The 20082-nt window shown below is 45.6% G+C and carries 23 protein-coding genes; 15 read left to right on the forward strand and 8 right to left on the reverse strand.

Going from position 1 to position 20082, the window contains the following annotated elements; all coding sequences use genetic code 11:
• Positions 1 to 40: 40 nt before the first annotated feature.
• Positions 41 to 259: a 50S ribosomal protein L31 gene (gene rpmE, locus AB4407_RS10475; protein ID WP_009848884.1), complete on the reverse strand. Its 219-nt coding sequence runs from the start codon at positions 257 to 259 to the stop codon at positions 41 to 43.
• A 330-nt stretch (positions 260 to 589) separates the two neighbouring features.
• Between rpmE and priA the strand changes: the two genes are divergently transcribed.
• The 7 genes from priA to rraA all read left to right on the forward strand — a co-directional run bounded on the left by priA (position 590) and on the right by rraA (position 8536).
• A complete protein-coding gene (gene priA, locus AB4407_RS10480) occupies positions 590 to 2791 on the forward strand; it encodes a primosomal protein N' (RefSeq protein ID WP_372120502.1) in 2202 nt (733 codons plus the stop codon).
• A gap of 240 nt (positions 2792 to 3031) precedes the next feature.
• Entirely contained in the window at positions 3032 to 4036 is a 1005-nt protein-coding gene (cytR, locus tag AB4407_RS10485) for a DNA-binding transcriptional regulator CytR (protein WP_009848882.1), read from the forward strand.
• Positions 4037 to 4158: 122 nt separating this feature from the next.
• Positions 4159 to 4698 (forward strand): SPOR domain-containing protein, encoded by a 540-nt coding sequence (locus AB4407_RS10490; RefSeq protein ID WP_009848881.1) that lies wholly within the window; start codon positions 4159 to 4161, stop codon positions 4696 to 4698.
• A gap of 228 nt (positions 4699 to 4926) precedes the next feature.
• Entirely contained in the window at positions 4927 to 5475 is a 549-nt protein-coding gene (gene hslV, locus AB4407_RS10495; RefSeq protein ID WP_004729692.1) for an ATP-dependent protease subunit HslV, read from the forward strand.
• A 58-nt stretch (positions 5476 to 5533) separates the two neighbouring features.
• Positions 5534 to 6874 (forward strand): HslU--HslV peptidase ATPase subunit, encoded by a 1341-nt coding sequence (gene hslU, locus AB4407_RS10500; RefSeq protein WP_009848880.1) that lies wholly within the window; start codon positions 5534 to 5536, stop codon positions 6872 to 6874.
• Between the two features lie 155 nt (positions 6875 to 7029).
• Positions 7030 to 7947 (forward strand): 1,4-dihydroxy-2-naphthoate polyprenyltransferase, encoded by a 918-nt coding sequence (locus AB4407_RS10505; protein ID WP_372120503.1) that lies wholly within the window; start codon positions 7030 to 7032, stop codon positions 7945 to 7947.
• Positions 7948 to 8020: 73 nt separating this feature from the next.
• The gene (rraA, locus tag AB4407_RS10510; RefSeq protein WP_102569462.1) at positions 8021 to 8536 is read left to right on the forward strand and encodes a ribonuclease E activity regulator RraA; all 516 of its coding nucleotides are present in this window, start codon (positions 8021 to 8023) and stop codon (positions 8534 to 8536) included.
• Positions 8537 to 8641: 105 nt separating this feature from the next.
• On the opposite strand, the gene zapB is transcribed toward rraA, so the two are convergent.
• Positions 8642 to 8884, reverse strand: a complete 243-nt coding sequence (gene zapB / locus AB4407_RS10515) for a cell division protein ZapB (protein WP_009848877.1) — start codon at positions 8882 to 8884, stop codon at positions 8642 to 8644.
• A gap of 324 nt (positions 8885 to 9208) precedes the next feature.
• Here zapB and glpX point away from each other — a divergent pair, with 324 nt between their 5' ends.
• The 3 genes from glpX (at position 9209) to AB4407_RS10530 (ending at position 11450) form a co-directional block, all read left to right on the forward strand.
• Complete coding sequence (gene glpX, locus AB4407_RS10520; protein ID WP_009848876.1) at positions 9209 to 10216, forward strand: class II fructose-bisphosphatase; 1008 nt, start codon at positions 9209 to 9211, stop codon at positions 10214 to 10216.
• A gap of 163 nt (positions 10217 to 10379) precedes the next feature.
• Positions 10380 to 11000 carry a helix-turn-helix transcriptional regulator gene (locus AB4407_RS10525; protein ID WP_372120504.1) on the forward strand — a complete coding sequence of 207 codons (621 nt, stop codon included), beginning with the start codon at positions 10380 to 10382 and terminating at the stop codon, positions 10998 to 11000.
• Positions 11001 to 11102: 102 nt separating this feature from the next.
• The gene (locus AB4407_RS10530) at positions 11103 to 11450 is read left to right on the forward strand and encodes a DUF3135 domain-containing protein (RefSeq protein WP_372120505.1); all 348 of its coding nucleotides are present in this window, start codon (positions 11103 to 11105) and stop codon (positions 11448 to 11450) included.
• 90 nt (positions 11451 to 11540) lie between these two features.
• Here AB4407_RS10530 and AB4407_RS10535 read toward each other — a convergent pair whose 3' ends face one another.
• Positions 11541 to 11963 (reverse strand): DUF805 domain-containing protein, encoded by a 423-nt coding sequence (locus AB4407_RS10535; RefSeq protein WP_372120506.1) that lies wholly within the window; start codon positions 11961 to 11963, stop codon positions 11541 to 11543.
• Between the two features lie 86 nt (positions 11964 to 12049).
• Entirely contained in the window at positions 12050 to 12397 is a 348-nt protein-coding gene (locus tag AB4407_RS10540) for a 5-carboxymethyl-2-hydroxymuconate Delta-isomerase (protein ID WP_372120507.1), read from the reverse strand.
• Between the two features lie 249 nt (positions 12398 to 12646).
• Here AB4407_RS10540 and tpiA point away from each other — a divergent pair, with 249 nt between their 5' ends.
• A complete protein-coding gene (gene tpiA / locus AB4407_RS10545; RefSeq protein WP_372120508.1) occupies positions 12647 to 13417 on the forward strand; it encodes a triose-phosphate isomerase in 771 nt (256 codons plus the stop codon).
• A 150-nt stretch (positions 13418 to 13567) separates the two neighbouring features.
• On the opposite strand, the gene pfkA is transcribed toward tpiA, so the two are convergent.
• From pfkA to AB4407_RS10560, 3 genes are all read right to left on the reverse strand, one after another.
• Positions 13568 to 14530 (reverse strand): 6-phosphofructokinase, encoded by a 963-nt coding sequence (pfkA, locus tag AB4407_RS10550; protein ID WP_009848871.1) that lies wholly within the window; start codon positions 14528 to 14530, stop codon positions 13568 to 13570.
• A gap of 316 nt (positions 14531 to 14846) precedes the next feature.
• A complete protein-coding gene (gene fieF / locus AB4407_RS10555) occupies positions 14847 to 15755 on the reverse strand; it encodes a CDF family cation-efflux transporter FieF (RefSeq protein WP_372120509.1) in 909 nt (302 codons plus the stop codon).
• A gap of 162 nt (positions 15756 to 15917) precedes the next feature.
• Positions 15918 to 16427 (reverse strand): CpxP family protein, encoded by a 510-nt coding sequence (locus tag AB4407_RS10560; RefSeq protein ID WP_372120510.1) that lies wholly within the window; start codon positions 16425 to 16427, stop codon positions 15918 to 15920.
• Between the two features lie 186 nt (positions 16428 to 16613).
• Here AB4407_RS10560 and AB4407_RS10565 point away from each other — a divergent pair, with 186 nt between their 5' ends.
• From AB4407_RS10565 to trmL, 4 genes are all read left to right on the forward strand, one after another.
• On the forward strand, positions 16614 to 17303 hold the full coding sequence (locus AB4407_RS10565) for a response regulator (protein WP_372120511.1): 690 nt from the start codon (positions 16614 to 16616) through the stop codon (positions 17301 to 17303).
• Positions 17303 to 18682: an envelope stress sensor histidine kinase CpxA gene (gene cpxA, locus AB4407_RS10570; RefSeq protein WP_372120512.1), complete on the forward strand. Its 1380-nt coding sequence runs from the start codon at positions 17303 to 17305 to the stop codon at positions 18680 to 18682. The genes AB4407_RS10565 and cpxA overlap by 1 nt, the downstream gene beginning before the upstream one ends.
• Before the next feature lie 76 nt (positions 18683 to 18758).
• Positions 18759 to 19376: a superoxide dismutase gene (locus AB4407_RS10575; RefSeq protein ID WP_372120513.1), complete on the forward strand. Its 618-nt coding sequence runs from the start codon at positions 18759 to 18761 to the stop codon at positions 19374 to 19376.
• A 77-nt stretch (positions 19377 to 19453) separates the two neighbouring features.
• Positions 19454 to 19933, forward strand: a complete 480-nt coding sequence (gene trmL / locus AB4407_RS10580) for a tRNA (uridine(34)/cytosine(34)/5-carboxymethylaminomethyluridine(34)-2'-O)-methyltransferase TrmL (RefSeq protein WP_009844716.1) — start codon at positions 19454 to 19456, stop codon at positions 19931 to 19933.
• A gap of 35 nt (positions 19934 to 19968) precedes the next feature.
• Here the strand turns inward: trmL and AB4407_RS10585 are convergent.
• The coding region (locus AB4407_RS10585) for a transposase (RefSeq protein ID WP_137408370.1) at positions 19969 to 20082 on the reverse strand (114 nt) is incomplete at its 5' end.

Below are 20082 nucleotides of genomic sequence, written 5' to 3' on the forward strand. Positions count from 1 at the left end.
AGGACACCGAAGTGTCCTTTTTATGTCTAAATAGCGAGAATTACTTCTTGCTAGAAAGAGCACCGAAACGCTTGTTGAAGCGATCAACACGGCCGCCTGTATCTACGATACGTTGCTTACCTGTGTAGAATGGGTGACATTTGTCACATACGTCTAGGTGGATAGATTCTTTTGCTAGCGTTGAGTTGAACTCAAACGTGTTACCGCAAGAACAAGTTGCAGAAACTGCTTTGTATTCTGGGTGGATACCAACTTTCATGGGAAAACCTCAATTAGGCCGTGTCGCCATCCGATTCTAAGCCGGACACCACACGTAGTTAAAAAATAAATAAAGACACCGCTGTATCACTAAACCGCGATAAAGCCATACCTTTAAGGCGCAGTATAGTAATGAATCTGTGAGGTAGGATCAACTGATTTGATACATTTTTCACCAACACTGTCCTTAAACCTTCTATTAAGCGTTATTTTCTGGCTCCAGTAGCATTCAAGCCTCAAGTAAGCTCTGTCATCTAAACTGCTCCTCGAATTTAACGCCCTTATCCATTAGACTGTTCGCTCTCGTCAACTCAGATAAAGCCGTCCCTTTATGCGTCCAATGATTGCCCGTGTAGCACTGCCTGTTCCACTCGACAAGCAGTTCGATTACAAGATTCCTAGCCACCTATTTCCGATTATTGGCGGTCGAGTCTCTGTGCCTTTTGGACGACAAACCTTAACAGGCATTGTTACGGCTCTGGTTAACGAATCTGAATTCGAGTTAGACAAACTCAAGCCCATTAAAACCTTACTAGACAACCAACCCGTTTGGCCGGAATCGGTCTACTCACTCTTGGTATGGTGCAGCCAGTTCTATCAGTATCCACTAGGTGAAACCTTGGCCAACGCACTACCAAGCGCCTTACGAAAGGGCAAAGCGGCCGATTTCGCGACGCTTGTTGAATGGCAACTGACCTCGTCAGGTAGAGATCAACTGATGCAGGGCTTTGGCCGTGCCGTCAAACAAGCCAAAGTAATGCACATGCTTGAGCACGGCCCAGTTCCCCATCAAGAATTCATTGATGAAGAAGTGGGCAGCGCGGTACTTAAGACGTTGGAAGAGAAAGGCTGGGTTGAATCAGTAGAGAAAAAGCCGAAGCGCCAGCCGTGGCCAGTTGAGCTCGAAAACGATCAAGATAAGCCAAAACTCAATGAAGAACAGGCTATAGCAATAGCGACAGTAAATAGTCAAACCGACTTTGGTTGCTTCTTGCTAGAGGGTGTAACTGGCTCAGGTAAGACCGAAGTCTACCTAAATATGATCAAGCCGATTCTCGACCAAGGTAAACAAGCGTTAGTGTTAGTGCCCGAGATCGGTCTAACCCCTCAAACGATTAACCGCTTTAAGCGACGCTTTAATGTTCCAGTTGAGGTTATCCATTCTGGTTTAAACGATTCTGAGCGACTGAATGCTTGGTTATCGGCGCGTGATAAAATAGCGGGCATTGTGATCGGTACTCGTTCAGCTCTGTTCACACCGTTCGCGGATCTGGGCATTATCATTGTCGATGAAGAGCACGACGCCTCTTATAAGCAGCAAGATAGTCTACGCTACCACGCTCGTGATGTTGCCATCATGCGTGCTCATAAAGCGCAGATTCCGGTTGTGTTAGGCTCGGCGACTCCGGCCTTTGAAACGCTGCACAACGCTCAGATCGGTAAATACAGTTACCTCACCCTGACCTCTCGTGCAGGTGTCGCGCTGCCGACCACCAATAAAGTGTTGGACGTTAAGGGTGAATATCTAGAAAGTGGCTTGTCTGCGTCGTTGATTGCTGAAATGCAAAGACACCTCAAAGTAGGCAACCAAGTGATGTTGTTCCTCAACCGTCGTGGGTTTTCTCCCGCATTAATGTGTCACGATTGTGGTTGGACAGCGGAATGTAAGCGTTGTGATGCCTACTACACCTATCATCAATACAGCAATGAGATGCGCTGCCACCACTGTGGCTCGCAGCAGCATATCGTGCACAATTGCCAAGGTTGTGGTTCAGCGAATTTAGTAACAGTGGGTGTGGGTACAGAGCAACTTGAAACCCAACTTGGTCAGCTATTCCCTGAATACAAAACCATCCGTATTGACCGAGACAGCACTCGCCGCAAAGGCAGTTTAGAAAGCGCGTTAGAATCGATTCGTAAAGGTGAATACCAAATTCTGATTGGTACACAGATGCTTGCTAAAGGGCACCACTTCCCAGATGTGACACTTGTGGCGTTATTGGATGTCGATGGCTCTTTATATAGCAGTGACTTCCGAGCGTCTGAACGTCTTGCCCAGCTATTCATCCAAGTAGCGGGACGCGCAGGACGAGCAAGCAAACCCGGTGAGGTGATCTTACAGACTCACCACCCAGAACATGGGTTGCTGCAAGCTTTGCTGCATAAAGACTACAACCACTTTGCTCAGACGGCGCTGGCAGAGCGTAAACAAGCGATGTTGCCACCTTATACCTTCATGACTCTGTTTAGAGCAGAAGCTAATGACACTCGCTTAGTGGAAGAGTTTTTGCGTCAAGTGCGCCACACATTGGAATCGCATCCGTTATTTGACCAATATTGCATGGTGCTAGGACCAACCCCTGCACCACTAGCCAAACGAGCAGGTAAATCGCGCTGGCAGCTTATTTTACAAACACAGACTCGCTCGTTGATGCAAAAGCTATTAATGAGCGCCAAGCCAGCAATCAATATGTTACCCGCTGCGAAAAAAGTCCGTTGGTCACTCGATATTGAGCCGCAAGATCTGAGCTAAACCCACTTGGGTTAAAACTAATGATAAGTTTGTTCACAAATATTTCATATTTCTCGTGAGCAACTTCACACTAGTCATGTGATTTTTGTTAATCTAGCCGTAACTTTACATGGGTGAAACGAATAAAATATTGCAATAAAAAAAGTGTTAGCAACACTTTCACAATATCTATTCGATTATATTTATTATTCATGCCTTAGATACTTAGGCAGCAAAGGAATTAAAAAGAGGGTTTAATTTATGGCGACAATGAAGGATGTTGCCCAGCTAGCAGGCGTTTCAACAGCTACGGTATCACGTGCATTGATGAACCCTGAAAAAGTCTCGGTTTCTACTCGTAAGCGAGTTGAGACAGCAGTACTTGAAGCTGGATACTCACCCAATACATTAGCTAGAAACTTACGTCGCAACGAATCAAAAACCATCATCACTATTGTTCCTGATATCTGTGACCCGTATTTCGCAGAGATCATTCGTGGTATCGAAGATGCCGCAGTAGAAAATGACTACCTCGTTTTACTGGGTGATAGCGGCCAACAGAAGAAGCGTGAGTCTTCATTTGTTAACTTAGTATTCACCAAACAAGCTGACGGCATGCTACTACTTGGCACCGACCACCCGTTTGATGTCAGTAAGCCTGAACAAAAAAATTTACCGCCGATGGTGATGGCGTGTGAGTTTGCCCCAGAGCTTGAACTGCCTACCGTACACATCGATAACCTGACCTCGGCATTTGAAGCGGTGAACTACCTAGCTCAGTTAGGTCATAAACGTATCGCTCAAATCTCAGGGCCCATATCGGCAACGCTTTGTAAGTTCCGCCAACAAGGCTACCAACAAGCGCTACGTCGTGCAGGGGTATCAATGAATCCTGCCTACAGCACTGTCGGTGACTTTACCTTTGAAGCGGGCGCTCAAGCAGTTCGTCAATTACTCGCTCTTCCTGAACAACCTACAGCGATCTTCTGTCATAACGATGCGATGGCCATCGGCGCGATTCAAGAAGCGAAAAAATTAGGCTTACGCGTTCCTCAAGATCTATCGATTGTCGGCTTTGATGACATCCAATTCGCTCAATACTGCGATCCACCGCTAACCACTATTTCTCAGCCTCGTTATGAGATTGGACGCCAAGCAATGTTGATGATGCTCGACGTACTTAAAGGCAACGATGTACAAGCGGGCTCGCGTCTGCTTGAAGCCAAATTAGTCGTTCGAGGTAGTACAGCGCCGCCTCGAATCTAATCTGAAGAAATATCCTTATAATTCTGCGGCACATTTTGATGTGCCGCTTCCATTTCTGCACTGTTATCCTCGCTCAATCTGGATTACCATGAGAGCAGAATCAGCAACTATTGAATTGTCTTGTGGCTAATAGAGATTATGTAAAGCGCGGTCGTGGCACGAAAAAACCGACCAAGAAACAAGCCCCTCGCCGTAAACCATGGCGTAGTGGTCTTTTGGCGATCCTCCTCGCCGGTGGTTTTGGTTACGGCCTTTACCTATTGAGTAATGATCCTGAGCCGCCAGCACCGACTCCAGTGGTAACTAAACCAAAGCCTAAGCCGAAACCAGCAAAAGTCATTCCACCGCCTCCAGAGGAAAAGTGGGACTATGTTGAAACTCTGCCAAGCCGCGAGATTGAAGTGAAAGCCAAAGAGCAACAGATCTCGAAGATCCCTTACATCATGCAATGTGGCGCGTACAAAACCTCAAGCCAAGCTGAAGCACGTAAGTTGGATATTGCCTTCCAAGGTATCTCAAGCTCAATCCGTAAAAAGGATGGAAGTAGCTGGTATCGTGTGGTTCTAGGACCATACAAATTGAAGCGTGATGCAGAGCGAGATCGCCATAAGCTGCAACGAGCGAAAATCGAACCTTGTGCTATTTGGAAAGACACCGAGTAGTTATAGATTTAGCTGCAGTCGCAGTCTTAATCTTAGCAAAAGCCGAAAACCAAGCACCGAAAGCCTCCCATTGTGGAGGTTTTCTTTTATCCACACCCTTTAGCCAAATTTCCTTACAACTTCCGCCGATAAGTTGCGCGACATCACTAGACCTTCCTTGAATTATCCGAGCACCATCCTCATATACTTTTTATACCCAAAGATAAGAAATATTAAGAGGCCCTACTCGTGACTACCATTGTATCTGTACGTCGTAATAATAAAGTCGTCATCGCGGGTGATGGACAAGTATCTCTAGGCAACACCGTAATGAAGGGCAATGCCCGTAAAGTACGTCGCCTATACAACAACAAAGTACTGGCTGGTTTTGCTGGCGGTACGGCAGATGCTTTCACGCTATTCGAAAAATTTGAAAGCAAGCTGCAAATGCACCAAGGCCACCTAACCAAAGCTGCCGTTGAGCTGGCGAAGGATTGGCGTAGCGATCGTGCTCTACGTAAATTAGAAGCACTACTAGCAGTAGCGGATGAAACCGCTTCATTGATCATCACAGGTAACGGTGACGTAGTTCAACCAGAGAACGACCTGATTGCTATCGGTTCAGGCGGTAACTTCGCTCAAGCCGCGGCTACTGCACTATTAGAAAATACAGATTTAGATGCGCGTGAAATTGCAGAAAAGTCGCTGAACATTGCTGGCGATATCTGCGTATTCACCAACCATCACCACACTATTGAAGAACTAGAGAGCACCGTTGAGCTGCCAAAGCCAGAGTAGCGACCGCTTCCATCAATAACGTTGTATTCAACAGTGATTAAAGAATTAAGGAAAAACCATGTCTGAGATGACTCCTCGCGAAATCGTTCACGAACTCAATCGCCACATTATCGGCCAAGACAACGCTAAGCGTTCAGTAGCTATCGCTCTGCGTAACCGCTGGCGTCGTATGCAGCTTGAAGAAAGCCTGCGTGTTGAAGTATCACCAAAGAACATCCTAATGATTGGCCCAACAGGTGTCGGTAAAACTGAAATTGCTCGCCGCCTAGCGAAATTAGCAAACGCGCCTTTCATCAAGGTAGAAGCGACTAAGTTCACCGAAGTTGGCTACGTTGGTAAAGAAGTTGAGACCATCATCCGTGATCTAACGGACGTTGCAATCAAGATGACACACCAACAAGCAATGGAAAAAGTACAGTACCGCGCTGAAGAACAAGCTGAAGAACGCATTCTTGATGCCCTTCTACCACCAGCACGTGATGCTTGGGGTCAGAACGAGCAATCAACAGAAGACACCACCTCTTCAAACACTCGCCAGATTTTCCGCAAGAAACTGCGTGAAGGTAAGCTAGACGACAAAGAGATCGAAGTTGATGTGGCCGCGCCACAAATGGGTGTTGAAATCATGTCACCTCCTGGCATGGAAGAGATGACTAACCAGCTACAAGGCATGTTCCAAAACCTCGCTGGCGACACCAAGAAAAAGCGCAAGATGAAAATCAAAGACGCATTCAAAGCACTGACGGAAGAAGAAGCTGCGAAGCTTGTGAACCAGGAAGAGTTAAAAGAGAGCGCGATCTTCAATGCTGAAAACAACGGCATCGTATTCATCGATGAGATCGACAAAATCTGTAAGCGTGGCGACAGCTCAGGCCCAGACGTATCTCGTGAAGGTGTTCAACGTGACTTGCTTCCTCTTATCGAAGGCAGCACAGTATCAACTAAGCACGGTATGGTTAAAACTGACCACATCTTGTTTATCACTTCAGGTGCATTCCAAGTAGCTAAGCCATCTGATCTGATCCCTGAACTGCAAGGTCGTCTGCCAATCCGTGTTGAACTTGAAGCGCTATCAGCACACGACTTCAAACGTATTCTTACTGAACCAAAAGCATCACTGACAGAGCAGTACATTGCCCTGATGAAAACAGAAGATGTCGGCATTGAGTTCACTGAAGATGGTATCAACCAAATTGCTGATGCAGCATGGCGTGTAAACGAAACCACAGAAAACATCGGTGCGCGTCGTCTGCACACAGTCATGGAGCGCCTAATGGACGAGATTTCATTTGACGCAACAGACCGAGCAGGCAGCAAGTTGGTGATTGATGAAGCTTACGTAATATCTAAGCTTGGTGAGCTCGTAGAAGACGAAGACCTAAGCCGCTTCATCCTGTAGCACACCAAACTCCAACTTATTGCTCTATCTCAAAGAAATAGCAGCTAATAAGCGAATTCAAGGCCCACTTTCGAGTGGGCTTTTTATTACCAGAAAAATGGGCGTATACTCAAATCACAGTATGAAACGAAGACTTACAAAGAATTAGACCTACGATGAAACAATCTCTACTGATTTGGCTTGATGCCGCACGCCCAAAAACTCTGCCTCTTGCACTCGTCTCTATTCTTACAGGAAGTAGTTTAGCGTTCGCTGGTGGTCATTTTTCTTTATCAATCGCACTATTGGCTTTTTTAACCGCCACTCTATTACAGATTCTGTCGAACCTAGCCAATGACTATGGCGATGCAGCAAAAGGCACGGACAACGAAAATCGTCTAGGGCCAACACGTGCAATGCAATCTGGCGCGGTGACCGCACAAACCATGAAGCAAGCCATCATCCTCAACATCGTATTTACCATGCTCGCTGGGCTGATTCTTATCTTTCATGCCTTAACCTCGATTGAGAGTATCTTATCTTTCATTGCGTTAGGCGTATTAGCCATTGTTGCAGCCATCGCTTACACCGTCGGCAATAAACCTTATGGTTATATTGGCCTTGGCGACTTATCGGTATTTATCTTCTTCGGTTTGTTAGGCGTTTCAGGGACTTATTTCTTACACACAGGCCATGTTGAACCAAGCCTGTTTCTGCCTGCACTAGGCTGCGGATTGATGGCGGTTGCGGTGCTCAACATCAACAATATGCGTGACATCGAAAACGATAGCGAATGTGGTAAGCGCACCATGGCGGTTCGCCTAGGGCAGCGCAAAGCCAAACACTATCATTTTGCACTGCTTGGGCTCGCCCTTGCCTCTTTCGCTATCTACCTACTTATTCAAGAAAAACCGGTCTGGATCAGCCTGCCGTTTTTACTAAGCATTATTATTGTTTACAAACATGGCAAGGCCGTTTGGGAAACCGAAAAGCCAGCGCAGATTGCGCCAATGATGCCCGTGATAGTGAAATGTTCACTGGTCACTAACCTATTGTTTGCAGGGGTTGTCGTAGCTCAAACTCTATTGAGTTAAATGAGACTAATCATTGCAAAGGGATCAAGCACCGATATACTCAAAGTAAGCTCATTGTTCAAAAGGTATACTAATGGAATACAACACTTCAGCACTGTGCGACATATATTTGGATCAAGTTGATGTCGTGGAGCCAATGTTCAGCAACTTCGGTGGACGTGCATCCTTCGCAGGACAGATCACGACATTAAAGTGTTTTGAAGACAATGCTTTAATTCGCTCCGTATTAGAGCAAGATGGTTTGGGGCGTGTGTTGCTAATCGATGGTGGCGGCTCACTGCGTAAAGCGCTGATCGATGCTGAGATTGCCCTACTTGCTGAAGACAATGAGTGGGAAGGTATTGTGGTTTACGGCTGCGTTCGTGAAGTCGATGAGCTAGAAGACATGAACATTGGTATTCAGGCTTTAGCCTCTATTCCTGTGGGTGCGAGCCAAGAAGGTGTCGGCGAATTGGATGTACCTGTGAACTTTGGCAGCGTGACATTCTTACCGGAAGATTATCTCTACGCCGATAACACGGGCATTATTCTTTCGGCAGAACCTTTAGACGTAGAACTCGACCTGGATGTTGAAGAAGAGGTCGAGTAACTCGCTCAGCTTCAAATAATAAAAAACCAGAGAACACAAAACATAAGAACACAAACGAAAACGCCCGCTACTGATTAGCGGGCGTTTTTAAATCTGAAGAGTAGATTACTCTACATCATCCATTTTACCAAGAAGGTTACGGATGCGATCTTGCCATGCTGAATGCTCTTCCTGCATTTGCTGAGTTTTTTGCTCTAGCTCATGGCGGCTTGCTTTAAGCTCACCAGCTTCTGTTGCTAGTGCTTGTTTCTCTTCTTTAAGCTCTTCCACTTCCATTTGAAGAAGTGCAATTGTATCTACTGCTGTTTGAATTTTTGCTTCTAGCTGCTCTAGTACTTCAAAAGACATTCTGGCCTACCTTTAAGTTATCCGTTTGATGGTGAAGGTTCACTCCACTTATTTCCCCATTCTACTCAGCAGAGCAAGGATAAACACTCAATATATTCGATATTTTGCGCCATTCGATGAAAAAAACAGCGCTTTTTACCGAATATTGACGTGAGTGATTACCGCCACAAGGGCAAACCGATTATTTTGATAAATAATAACTGTTTTCCACTGCGAATTGATCGAGAGCAATCTCCAAAAAACAAAAAAGCAAACGTTTCCTTTGGGATATGGTAAAATTCGCCGCGAAATTTCTATTCCCCCTTTGATAATTTTGGAGTCCGCATGAAACGCGATTTAGCAATGTCATTCTCTCGTGTCACAGAAGGTGCAGCACTAGCTGGTTACAAGTGGCTTGGTCGTGGCGATAAAAACGCTGCAGATGGCGCTGCTGTAGAAGTAATGCGTAGCCTACTAAACAAAACCGAAATTAGCGGTGAGATTGTTATCGGCGAAGGTGAAATCGATGATGCACCTATGCTATATATCGGTGAAAACGTCGGTGTGGGCGGCGATGCTGTCGACATCGCAGTAGACCCAATTGAAGGGACTCGCATGACAGCAATGGGCCAATCAAATGCATTGGCAGTATTGGCTGCAGGCGAAAAAGGCAGCTTCCTTAAAGCGCCAGATATGTACATGGAAAAATTGGTTGTTGGCCCTGGCGCTAAAGGCGTGATTGACCTAGAGCTACCACTAACAGAAAACCTAGAAAACATCGCTAAAGCATTAGGTAAAACACTCGATACGCTAGTAGTAACCACACTGGCTAAGCCTCGTCACGATCAAGTCATTGCCGACATGCAAGCCATGGGCGTTCGTGTATTTGCTGTGCCAGACGGTGATGTTGCAGCTTCTATCCTAACGTGTATGCCAGACAGCGAAGTCGACGTAATGTACTGTATCGGCGGCGCGCCTGAAGGTGTCGTTTCTGCTGCGGTTATTCGCGCGCTCGACGGTGACATGCACGCTCGTCTTCTTCCTCGTCATGAAGTAAAAGGCGATACAGAAGAGAACCGCAAGCATGGTGAGCTTGAACTGGAACGTTGTGCAGAAATGGGCGTAACAGCAGGCATCGTCTTGAAGATGGAAGACATGGCACGCAGCGATAATGTTGTGTTCTCGGCAACAGGTATTACTAAGGGTGATCTTCTAGAGGGCATCACTCGCACAGGCAATATCGCAACCACAGAAACTCTGCTTATCCGTGGTCGCTGTCGTACGATTCGCCGCATCAAATCTATCCACTACCTAGAGCGTAAAGACCCAGAAGTAATCGGTCACATCCTGTAGACCTAAACTAGCTCAAACAGAAACGTTCGAAGGCTGATACCAAGTATCAGCCTTCTGTTTTATTGACCATCAATAATCTGTGCATTTCACCGGCCTCATAGTAAATGGTTTGCTTTATAAATACCTTGCCTCATAATGGTAAAGTTCATGAGGCAGAGATAGTATGAAAACAAGCGACAAAATCTTACAGACCATTAAGCGTCAAGGTGCGGTAACCGCGAAACAACTGTCAGAAGAGTTTGGCATGACGACAATGGGTGCAAGGCAACATCTGCAAAGTCTGGAAGATGACGGTATTCTTGCGTTTCATGATGTGAAAGTAAAAGTAGGTCGTCCGACGCGCCACTGGTCGCTGACTCAACACGGACATAGCCAATTTTCAGACCGACACGGTGAACTCACGATTCAAGTGATAGATGCTGTCGAGAATCTGTTTGGTAAAGAGGGGCTAGCTAAAGTGGCCGCTGAACGTGAACAACACACGTTAAAGCAATACCAAACCGCCCTATCTGGCTGCGACAACCTACTGAGTAAACTTGAAAAGCTAACCCAACTTCGAGAAGAAGAAGGGTATATGGCTGAACTTCAAGATCAAGGCGATCACTACGTCTTGATCGAAAACCACTGCCCTATCTGTAAGGCTGCGACTCGCTGCCCTAGCCTGTGCCAATCAGAACTCAATGTTTTCAAAGAATTACTCAAAGACGAATGTCATGTGAGCCGCACTGAGCACATCATTACTGGCGAACGTCGTTGTACTTATACCCTAACGCCCAGCCACTAATGCTGTCTCAATATTGAGAAAACAAAAATAGAACAAAATTTGTACACATTTCTTTCTTAAGCTTAAAGCATATGAAACATGCTTAGTGCTAAGGAAGGAATGATGGGACATCCACAACCAAATCAAAAACTGCCCCCCTTTGACGAACTTGTCCAACTCGCCAAAAGCGATCCGAAAGCATTCAATCAATTCAAATATGAGATGTGCGAGCAGATGATTTGTTCTGCATCAGAAACCATGCAAGACAGGCTTCGTGCCCAACAGAGCCACATCGATTTAGTGGTTAGCCGTTGTAAAAACCCGCATCACACCAATGTCGTGTTGATGCAAGAATTAAGCTGCCAAGTGTGTAAGTTCCAAGACGCTCTACAAGGTCGTTGCGGCTTTGAAGAATCTCAGCCTGAAAATGTTGTTCCTTTTAGACCCAATACAGAACCCAAAATGTATTAAAGCGATACGAATTAAAAGCAGAAAAGTGAGCTATCTTAAAAACAAAAAAGGAGCGCAATGCTCCCTTTTTACTGATAAATCACCCAATATTTAAACTGGATCTTCACCGTAATCATTACGGCCTTCTGTGCCTTTCAATAGACCACACTCAATCAAAATCCATAAACCACACACTAATGCCGCAACGGTTGCCACCATATGAACTGGCGATACCGACTCTGTTGTCGTCGCAGCCATTGGTGAAGCCAAACGACCTAACACCAGCGGCACATTCAACAGTAACCAGTAGTTCGATTTGTTACGGTCGTGCCAGCGCTTGGCGGTTACCGCAAGATCTGGGATCACTAGCAGCAATAGGAATACTGGCAGTAGGATGTAAGAGTAAGCAGGGAACAACACAGAGATACCAGAAGCAAAACCAGTAATCGCTATGTAGTAGAAAATATTCCAAATCCAGTAAGTCTTACGACCAATTCTCCCTTTGAAAGAGAGCAGTAAATCTTTCATCGACATCTTAAAACACTCAAAAATTAATACGCTACCAAAAAGTTAGCAGCAAATAGTTAGTGAATCACTTTTAGCTAGTTGATTATTTTTAGCTAGTTAATCACTTTCTGAAAGCAACTTTTATCCATATCCCGTATGTTGACCGTTAGGCTACGGATATGGCTTGCCTGTTCTTGTAAGGTTTGCATTAACAAACGCGACAATTCTCTTTTCTGTTCTTCAGTACGTCCAGAAAGTAACTCGAAGCTAATATGAACAAAATCTACATTGTCCTCTTCATCACCGACCAACCAGTTATGACAGCGCAGTGAACGAGACTTCACAGAAGCTACATCAAACAAACCACAGTTTAATGTAACTTGATGAAGATCTTCCAGTAAACCTTGGATATTCACTCGCTCATCCACTGAATTTGAGTACTCTAGAACTAGATTCGGCATTATTACTTCCTATTGTTAACGCAATCGTTTGTCCCTTAATAGCAACTAACGATGAAAAATCCGAGAAGTTAGCTATTATTCTGTCTGCCGGATCACTGATATTTGCTCAAAATCTACTCTGACCATTGAGTAAGATCCAAGAAAGTCATGACCACAGTCATGATCTGTTGATATTATTCTGTTATATTATTTCGTAATAAAGTTTACTTTTTTACATTCGATTTATTTAAATACTTTGGAGATATTCCTATGCGTCATCCTGTAGTTATGGGTAACTGGAAACTAAACGGCAGCAAAGAAATGGTTATTGATCTACTAAACGGTCTTAACGCTGAACTTGAAGGCGTAACAGGCGTAGACGTAGCAGTTGCTCCACCAGCACTTTTCGTTGATCTTGCTGAGCGTACGCTTACTGAAGCGGGCAGCGCGATCATCCTAGGTGCTCAAAACTCTGACCTAAACAACAGCGGTGCATTCACTGGCGACATGTCTCCAGCAATGCTTAAAGAGTTCGGCGCATCTCACATCATCATCGGTCACTCTGAGCGTCGTGAATACCACGCAGAGTCTGACGAATTCGTTGCTAAGAAATTCGCATTCCTAAAAGAGAACGGCCTAACTCCAGTTCTTTGTATCGGTGAATCTGAAGCACAAAACGAAGCAGGCGAAACTGTTGCTGTATGTGCTCGTCAACTTGACGCTGTTATCAACACTCAAGGTGTTGAAGCTCTTGAAGGCGCTATCATCGCTTACGAACCAATCTGGGCTATCGGTACTGGTAAAGCAGCTACAGCTGAAGATGCACAACGCATCCACGCTCAAATCCGTGCACACATCGCAGAGAAATCTGAAGACGTTGCTAAGAAAGTTGTTATCCAATACGGCGGTTCTGTTAAGCCAGAAAACGCAGCAGCTTACTTCGCACAACCAGACATCGACGGTGCTCTAGTTGGCGGCGCAGCACTTGACGCGAAAAGCTTCGCAGCTATCGCTAAAGCAGCAGCTGAAGCAAAAGCTTAATTTAAACTTCACCGTTTAGATTAAATGAAAGGTCAACTTAGGTTGGCCTTTTTTGTGCCTGCCGTTTGTGAAAACTCAAACGACAGGCACAAAAAAACCGCTGAACAATCAGCGGTTTTTAATGTTTTTTCAGCGAACGCTAAGCGTGGCTTAGAATAACTCTTCTGCAACGCGGAACAACTCAGAACGGTCTGGGTTCTGCATGTTCTCGATACAGTCGATGATGTCGTGGTGAACAAGCGCTTCTTTCTCGATACCAACACAACGACCACCTTGACCTTCTTGAAGAAGGTGAACAGCATAGTTACCCATACGAGAAGCTAATACACGGTCAAATGCAGTAGGACGACCACCACGTTGAATGTGACCAAGAACCGTTGCGCGAGTCTCACGACCTGTTGCCGTTTCAATCTCTTTAGCCAATTCGTTCGCGTCCATCATTAGCTCAGTTAGAGCAATAATTGCGTGCTTCTTGCCTTTCGCAATACCATCTTGGATATTGCTGATTAGCTGATCTTTATCTAGGCCAGTCTCAGGTGTAATGATGTACTCACAACCACCCGCAATTGCTGACATAAGCGTAAGGTCACCACAGTGACGGCCCATGATTTCAACAATAGAAATACGTTGGTGAGAAGAAGACGTATCACGTAGACGGTCGATTGAATCGATAACAGTGTTAAGCGCAGTTAGGTAACCGATAGTGTAATCAGTACCCGCGATATCATTATCGATTGTGCCTGGAAGACCGATACATGGGTAACCCATCTCAGTCAGCTTCTTAGCGCCCATGTAAGAACCATCACCTCCGATAACAACAAGTGCTTCGATACCGTGCTTCTTAAGGTTCTCGATGCCTTTCTCACGAACAGCAACGTCTTTGAACTCAGGGAAACGTGCAGAACCTAAGAAAGTACCACCACGGTTGATCACATCAGATACGCTTGAACGGTCAAGCTTCTCGATACGGTCTTCCACAAGGCCTTGGTAGCCGTCGTAAATACCGTAAACTTCAATGCCAACTGATAGCGCAGTACGAACTACACCGCGAACTGCTGCGTTCATGCCTGGAGCGTCACCACCACTGGTCAAAACACCGATCTTCTTAATCATGCTCACCCTCGATTTTTGGGAATCTATTATTCAATTCTTGTTCTTGCTGATTGTATATCAACAGGATTTTAAATCTATATTTGTACGTTATGTTACATTTCCTCAACAGGAATAGCACTTAAATCACGTAAAATTATGTAACATTTCTACTTCTGTAAGAGTATTACAGTTTTACTCAATAACTTTGTTGATTCACATCAGAATCAACATTAATTGTTACTAAGGTGGTTTTTGAATCACCTTTGAGTTAGCAATTTTTACTCACTTTAGTTCAAAAGCCATTCACTTGCCATTTGCTGCCTAATTTTTAGACGCATTACCATGAGTGAAATTTCTGCTGCTTCTCTGGGCCAAATACGACCGAATATGGATCTTGATGAATTAATACATCAGCATCAGGGAACGCTGAAATAAGCTTGTCCTCTACTTCGTCAGAAATGCGGTGTGCTTCAATCAGTGGGATATTGTCTTCGAGTTCTAAATGCAATTGAATGAACCGAACAGGACCTGAACGGCGCGTTCTTAATTGATGTACGCCAAGTACCCCTTCCACACTCAACGATGTCTCTTTAATCTGCTTGAGCTCTTCATCAGGCAGCTTATGATCAAGCAGAGATTGCACCGCTTCCATCGCCATTTGATAAGCGCTGTAAAGAATGTAGAAACCGATACCAATCGCAAATACCGAGTCTGCTTGAGCGATACCAAACCAGCTCAACGCTAGCGCAAGCATGATTGCCGCATTCATATAAAGATCAGACTGATAGTGCAGTGAATCGGCTGCGATTGCTTGACTGCCCGTCTTGCTCACAACATGCTTTTGGAATCGGACCAAACCGAAGGTCATGACCATAGCGAACAAGCTGACATAAATACCAATTTCAGGAGAGTTCAACTCGTGCGGTCGGAAGAAACGTTCAATACCGTTAAGAATAAGGAAGCAAGCTGAGCCAGAAATAAACATCGCTTGTGCCAATGCAGCAAGAGATTCGGCCTTACCATGACCAAAAGTATGTTCTTTATCGGCAGGCTGCAAAGAGTAACGAACCACCACAAGGTTGACGACAGAAGCGGCGATATCCAACAGTGAGTCAACAACAGAAGCTAATAAACTGACTGAGCCTGTCACCCACCACGCCGCAACCTTCACAACCAATAATATGGAGGCAATGATGGTGGCAGCCCAAGCGGCGAGCGTAACTAAACGTGCGTATTCTTGTTTCATAAATTGGCTATAAAGTGACTGATAGCACAAAGTATAACCCGCAAAACACCGATTGAATATGACAGCTAGGATGTAAACATTCGTTTTTGAAGATCAAAAAAGCGGCGCGAGGCCGCTTCTTTCTGAACACTTTCAATCAATCCAGCTTTATTAAGCCATGAATTACTTGTCTTTGTTCATGCGTTTTTCCATTTTGTCAGCACACTTAGTCATGCGCTCTTGCTGGATTTCTTTCAGTTGAGTCTTCTGTTCAGGTGTTAGTACGCTCATCATTTGATGTTGCTTCTTCAGCATGGTTAAACGACGCTCTGTTTGTTTCTCTACCATTTGGCTTGCTAGGTCGTTTGCCGCCGCTTCATCAAAGGTATCGGCTAGAACTAAATCTTGAACTTTCTCGTGGTGCGCTTTCATCTGCGCCATCTTGTCCGCTTTATTACCTGAATGTTTTGCTTTCATCTCAGCACGGTTCGCTTCACGCATCTCTTTAAGTTCTGCTTTTTGAGCATCCGTCAGATCCAATTGACGCATCACTTTTTTGTCAAAGCCGCCACATTTTCCGTGCATGCCTTTGTGGTCACCTTTATCGCCACCGCCATGTGCGAACGCGCTTGCTGTACCTAACATTAGTGGAAGTGCCGCAGCTACTAGTACAAGTTTCTTAGTCATTTTCATAATTTTTGCCTCAATTCGGTATAATCAGTCATGTGTTGCGTTTGTTTTCAGCGCTTAGATATAGATTAGTCTTTCCCTCGTAAAGTGGCGTTTAGAAAGCGTAAAGAATCGTAAAGAGTGAAAGTTGACGAATAATTAGCAGTATTATTAACCTGTAAATAGCAGATAACCGATTAAGGCTTCCCAATGGCGAACATTCTTCTTATTGATGACGACACAGAGTTAACCAGCTTACTCAAAGACATTCTGAGCTTTGAGGGCTTCACTGTTTCCGAAGCCAATGACGGCTATGCGGGACTTGACGCTATCAATGATGAGATTGACCTGATTCTTTTGGATGTGATGATGCCGCGTCTTAATGGCATGGAGACACTAAAGAAACTGAGAGAAAATTGGGAAACGCCCGTGCTGATGCTGACCGCAAAAGGCGAAGAGATCGACCGTGTAATTGGCCTTGAACTTGGCGCAGACGATTATCTACCTAAGCCTTTCAGTGACAGAGAGTTGTTAGCGCGTATTCGTGCCATTTTGCGTCGGACTCAAACCACCACTGCACCTAAAGCGGCCAGTGATAAGATTCAATATCAAGACATTGAAGTCTTCCCGGGCAAACAAGAAGCCTACTGCAATGGTCAGCTCATCGACCTCACCACCACCGAGTTCGCACTACTGAGTCACCTTATCCAAAATCCAGGGCAAGTGATCACCAAAGAAGCATTGAGCCTAGATGTGTTAGGTAAAAGGCTTGCGGCGTTTGACCGCGCAATTGATATGCACATATCCAACTTGCGTAAAAAGATTCCTGAGCGCAGCGACAGCAAATCTCGCATCAAAACCTTACGAGGCCGTGGTTACTTATTGGTAGAGGAAGATTAATGCGTATCCCTAAAATCACCAGCTTATATGGACGTATCTTTGCTATCTTTTGGTTCACCATGTTACTGGTGCTTTTGTCGGTGCTGTCACTTCCCCATTTAGATCCACGTGTAGCACGTGATGTGCCCGCGGATCATCTCAATAAGTTAGAGCGTATCGCTAAATTCACAGAGAAACGCTACGCCAAAGAACCGAATCTGGGCAAAATTGTGTTCCAACTTGAGGCACCACGTAGCCGCAAGGATTCTCGCGCCCGCATCTACTTAACCGACCTTGAAGGAGCAGTCCTTACCTCTAAGAGACATTCAGACTACAAGTTGAAGGCAATTCGAAACTTTGTGACCTCAATTGAGAACCCTGAATTACCCAAGCAGAAGCTATACGGGCACTACATGGTCGCAGGTCCAGTACCGATCAAACTCGCAGGTGAAGAACTGTTGATGTACGCCGGAGTGAAATGGAATCAACCACCGCCATTCTTGTTACGCCTGTTTGATAAACCTCTGCAGCTTTTGCTTGCCGTGATGTTAGCCAGTACCCCGCTATTATTATGGTTAGCTTGGGCATTGAGCCAACCTGCTCGCAGGCTCGAACGCGCAGCCCAGCGCGTAGCGAAAGGTCAATTTGAAGTCGATCCAACACTTGAAAAAGGCACTTCAGAGTTTAGACAAGCAGGTGAAAGCTTTAACCAGATGGTAGAAGCGGTGAACCAAATGATTTCGGGGCAACAGCGACTGCTCTCTGATATTTCACACGAACTGCGCTCCCCACTGACACGTCTGCGTATGGCCAATGCACTAGCGATTCGTAAACAAGGCGAGAGCCAAGAGTTAGAACGCATTGACACCGAAGCACAACGTTTGGAACAGATGATCAGTGAGCTACTGACGCTATCTCGTATGCAGGTCGACAGCCACATTACTCGTGAGGTTCAACCTATCTCGAGCCTGTGGGAAGAGATCTTGAAAGACGCACAGTTTGAAGCCGAGCAGATGGGTAAACAGCTGACGTTCTCGGAGATCCCCGAGCGTTCTATTTCGGGTAACCCTAAGCTGCTGATGAGTGCGCTAGACAATATTACGCGTAATGCCATCTACTACGGCAAAGACCAAGTCGATGTGCAGTTCCACGTGGTGCAAGATCAGCTAACAATTTGCGTCAACGATAATGGTGATGGTGTACCTGATGATGAATTAGATTCTATCTTCAGGCCTTTCTACCGTGTCTCAACTGCCCGTGATCGTAATACCGGAGGCACCGGGCTTGGCCTAACCATTACAGAGAGTGCGATTCGCCAACACAGCGGAACCATCACTGCAAGCCGTAGCCAGCTCGGTGGATTACAACTTAAAATCACCCTGCCTATCCTGCCAGTGTAATACCCCTACAAAGATCACAGTTGATAATGATTTCTATTATCACTATGGTAAGTCCTCTAATTAAGGAGGATTTACCATGTCACACTCTTTTCCTGCTCTACCCTACGCCTACGACGCCCTAGAACCTTACATTGACGCTAAGACGATGGAAGTGCATTACAGCAAGCACCATAGAACCTACTACGATAAGTTTGTTGCGGCGATTTCTGGCAGTGAACTTGAGCAGCAATCTCTGACCGAGATCTTCGCTAACATCTCTCAGCACAGCCCTGCCGTTCGCAACAATGGCGGCGGTTACTACAACCATATTTTATATTGGAACTGCATGGCTCAAGATGGCGGGGGTGAACCGGCAGGTAAACTTGGCGACGCGATCCAAAGTACTTTCGGAGATTTCGAGACGTTCCAAGATCAGTTCGCTCAAGCTGCAATCAATACCTTCGGTTCAGGCTTTGCTTGGTTGGTAGTAGAAGAAGGACAACTGAAAATCATCTCGACCTCAAACCAAGACAACCCGTGGATGGATACCATCGCCAGCAACGGTGAGCCGATTCTTGCACTGGATGTCTGGGAACACGCCTACTACATCAGCTACCAAAACCGTCGCCCTGATTACATCAACGCATGGTGGAACGTGGTGAATTGGAATGCGGTTTCTGAAAACTACGCACAAGCACTCACGAATAAAGCGTAAGCCAATGGTGGTGAACTGTACTCACTCAGCTTGCCACCGTATACTCTGGCTATCTTTGATTATTCTTGTGAACCAACATGTTTGATATCGCTCTATACGAACCTGAAATTGCGCCCAATACGGGTAACATCATCCGCCTATGTGCTAACTGCGGAGCAAACCTGCACCTGATTGAGCCGCTTGGCTTTGATTTTGAAGAGAAGAAAGTTCGTCGTGCTGGCTTGGATTACCACGACCTAGCGCGTGTTAAACGTCACAAGAACCTAGAAGCCTTTCTTGAGTATCTAGAGAATGAACGCGAGGGTGACTTCCGCATCTTTGCTTGCACGACAAAAACCACAGGTCACCACGTGGATGCGAAATTCCAACAAGGTGATGTGTTGATGTTTGGCCCTGAGACACGTGGCCTGCCTGCAGAGTTCATCGAAAGCATGCCAATGGAACAACGCATTCGTATTCCAATGATGCCAGATGCGCGTAGCCTCAACCTATCTAACGCGGTTGCTATTATTGCATTCGAAGCGTGGCGACAAATGGGCTTTGAAGGCGCGGTATAACCGAACGCTCACCCCCTGCTAGCAATAAAAAAGGTTCATCGCGGCTTTCCGGGGAAAGCCGCTTTTATCTTTAAGAAGAAGTAGTCTGTATCTCGATATCCATACCCCATTCGCTTGATTAGCTTTATCTTGTTGTTTATCCCTTCAAG

This window comes from Vibrio sp. 10N.261.46.E11 (assembly GCF_041472735.1).
Lineage (GTDB): Bacteria > Pseudomonadota > Gammaproteobacteria > Enterobacterales > Vibrionaceae > Vibrio.

Bases quoted from the DNA above. Each gene is read 5' to 3' on its own strand.
- rpmE (WP_009848884.1), bottom strand. From the start codon at position 259: ATGAAAGTTGGTATCCACCCAGAATACAAAGCAGTTTCTGCAACTTGT.
- priA (WP_372120502.1), top strand. From the start codon at position 590: ATGCGTCCAATGATTGCCCGTGTAGCACTGCCTGTTCCACTCGACAAG.
- cytR (WP_009848882.1), top strand. From the start codon at position 3,032: ATGGCGACAATGAAGGATGTTGCCCAGCTAGCAGGCGTTTCAACAGCT.
- hslU (WP_009848880.1), top strand. From the start codon at position 5,534: ATGTCTGAGATGACTCCTCGCGAAATCGTTCACGAACTCAATCGCCAC.
- AB4407_RS10505 (WP_372120503.1), top strand. From the start codon at position 7,030: ATGAAACAATCTCTACTGATTTGGCTTGATGCCGCACGCCCAAAAACT.
- rraA (WP_102569462.1), top strand. From the start codon at position 8,021: ATGGAATACAACACTTCAGCACTGTGCGACATATATTTGGATCAAGTT.
- zapB (WP_009848877.1), bottom strand. From the start codon at position 8,884: ATGTCTTTTGAAGTACTAGAGCAGCTAGAAGCAAAAATTCAAACAGCA.
- glpX (WP_009848876.1), top strand. From the start codon at position 9,209: ATGAAACGCGATTTAGCAATGTCATTCTCTCGTGTCACAGAAGGTGCA.
- AB4407_RS10525 (WP_372120504.1), top strand. From the start codon at position 10,380: ATGAAAACAAGCGACAAAATCTTACAGACCATTAAGCGTCAAGGTGCG.
- AB4407_RS10530 (WP_372120505.1), top strand. From the start codon at position 11,103: ATGGGACATCCACAACCAAATCAAAAACTGCCCCCCTTTGACGAACTT.
- AB4407_RS10535 (WP_372120506.1), bottom strand. From the start codon at position 11,963: ATGTCGATGAAAGATTTACTGCTCTCTTTCAAAGGGAGAATTGGTCGT.
- AB4407_RS10540 (WP_372120507.1), bottom strand. From the start codon at position 12,397: ATGCCGAATCTAGTTCTAGAGTACTCAAATTCAGTGGATGAGCGAGTG.
- tpiA (WP_372120508.1), top strand. From the start codon at position 12,647: ATGCGTCATCCTGTAGTTATGGGTAACTGGAAACTAAACGGCAGCAAA.
- pfkA (WP_009848871.1), bottom strand. From the start codon at position 14,530: ATGATTAAGAAGATCGGTGTTTTGACCAGTGGTGGTGACGCTCCAGGC.
- fieF (WP_372120509.1), bottom strand. From the start codon at position 15,755: ATGAAACAAGAATACGCACGTTTAGTTACGCTCGCCGCTTGGGCTGCC.
- AB4407_RS10560 (WP_372120510.1), bottom strand. From the start codon at position 16,427: ATGAAAATGACTAAGAAACTTGTACTAGTAGCTGCGGCACTTCCACTA.
- AB4407_RS10565 (WP_372120511.1), top strand. From the start codon at position 16,614: ATGGCGAACATTCTTCTTATTGATGACGACACAGAGTTAACCAGCTTA.
- cpxA (WP_372120512.1), top strand. From the start codon at position 17,303: ATGCGTATCCCTAAAATCACCAGCTTATATGGACGTATCTTTGCTATC.
- AB4407_RS10575 (WP_372120513.1), top strand. From the start codon at position 18,759: ATGTCACACTCTTTTCCTGCTCTACCCTACGCCTACGACGCCCTAGAA.
- trmL (WP_009844716.1), top strand. From the start codon at position 19,454: ATGTTTGATATCGCTCTATACGAACCTGAAATTGCGCCCAATACGGGT.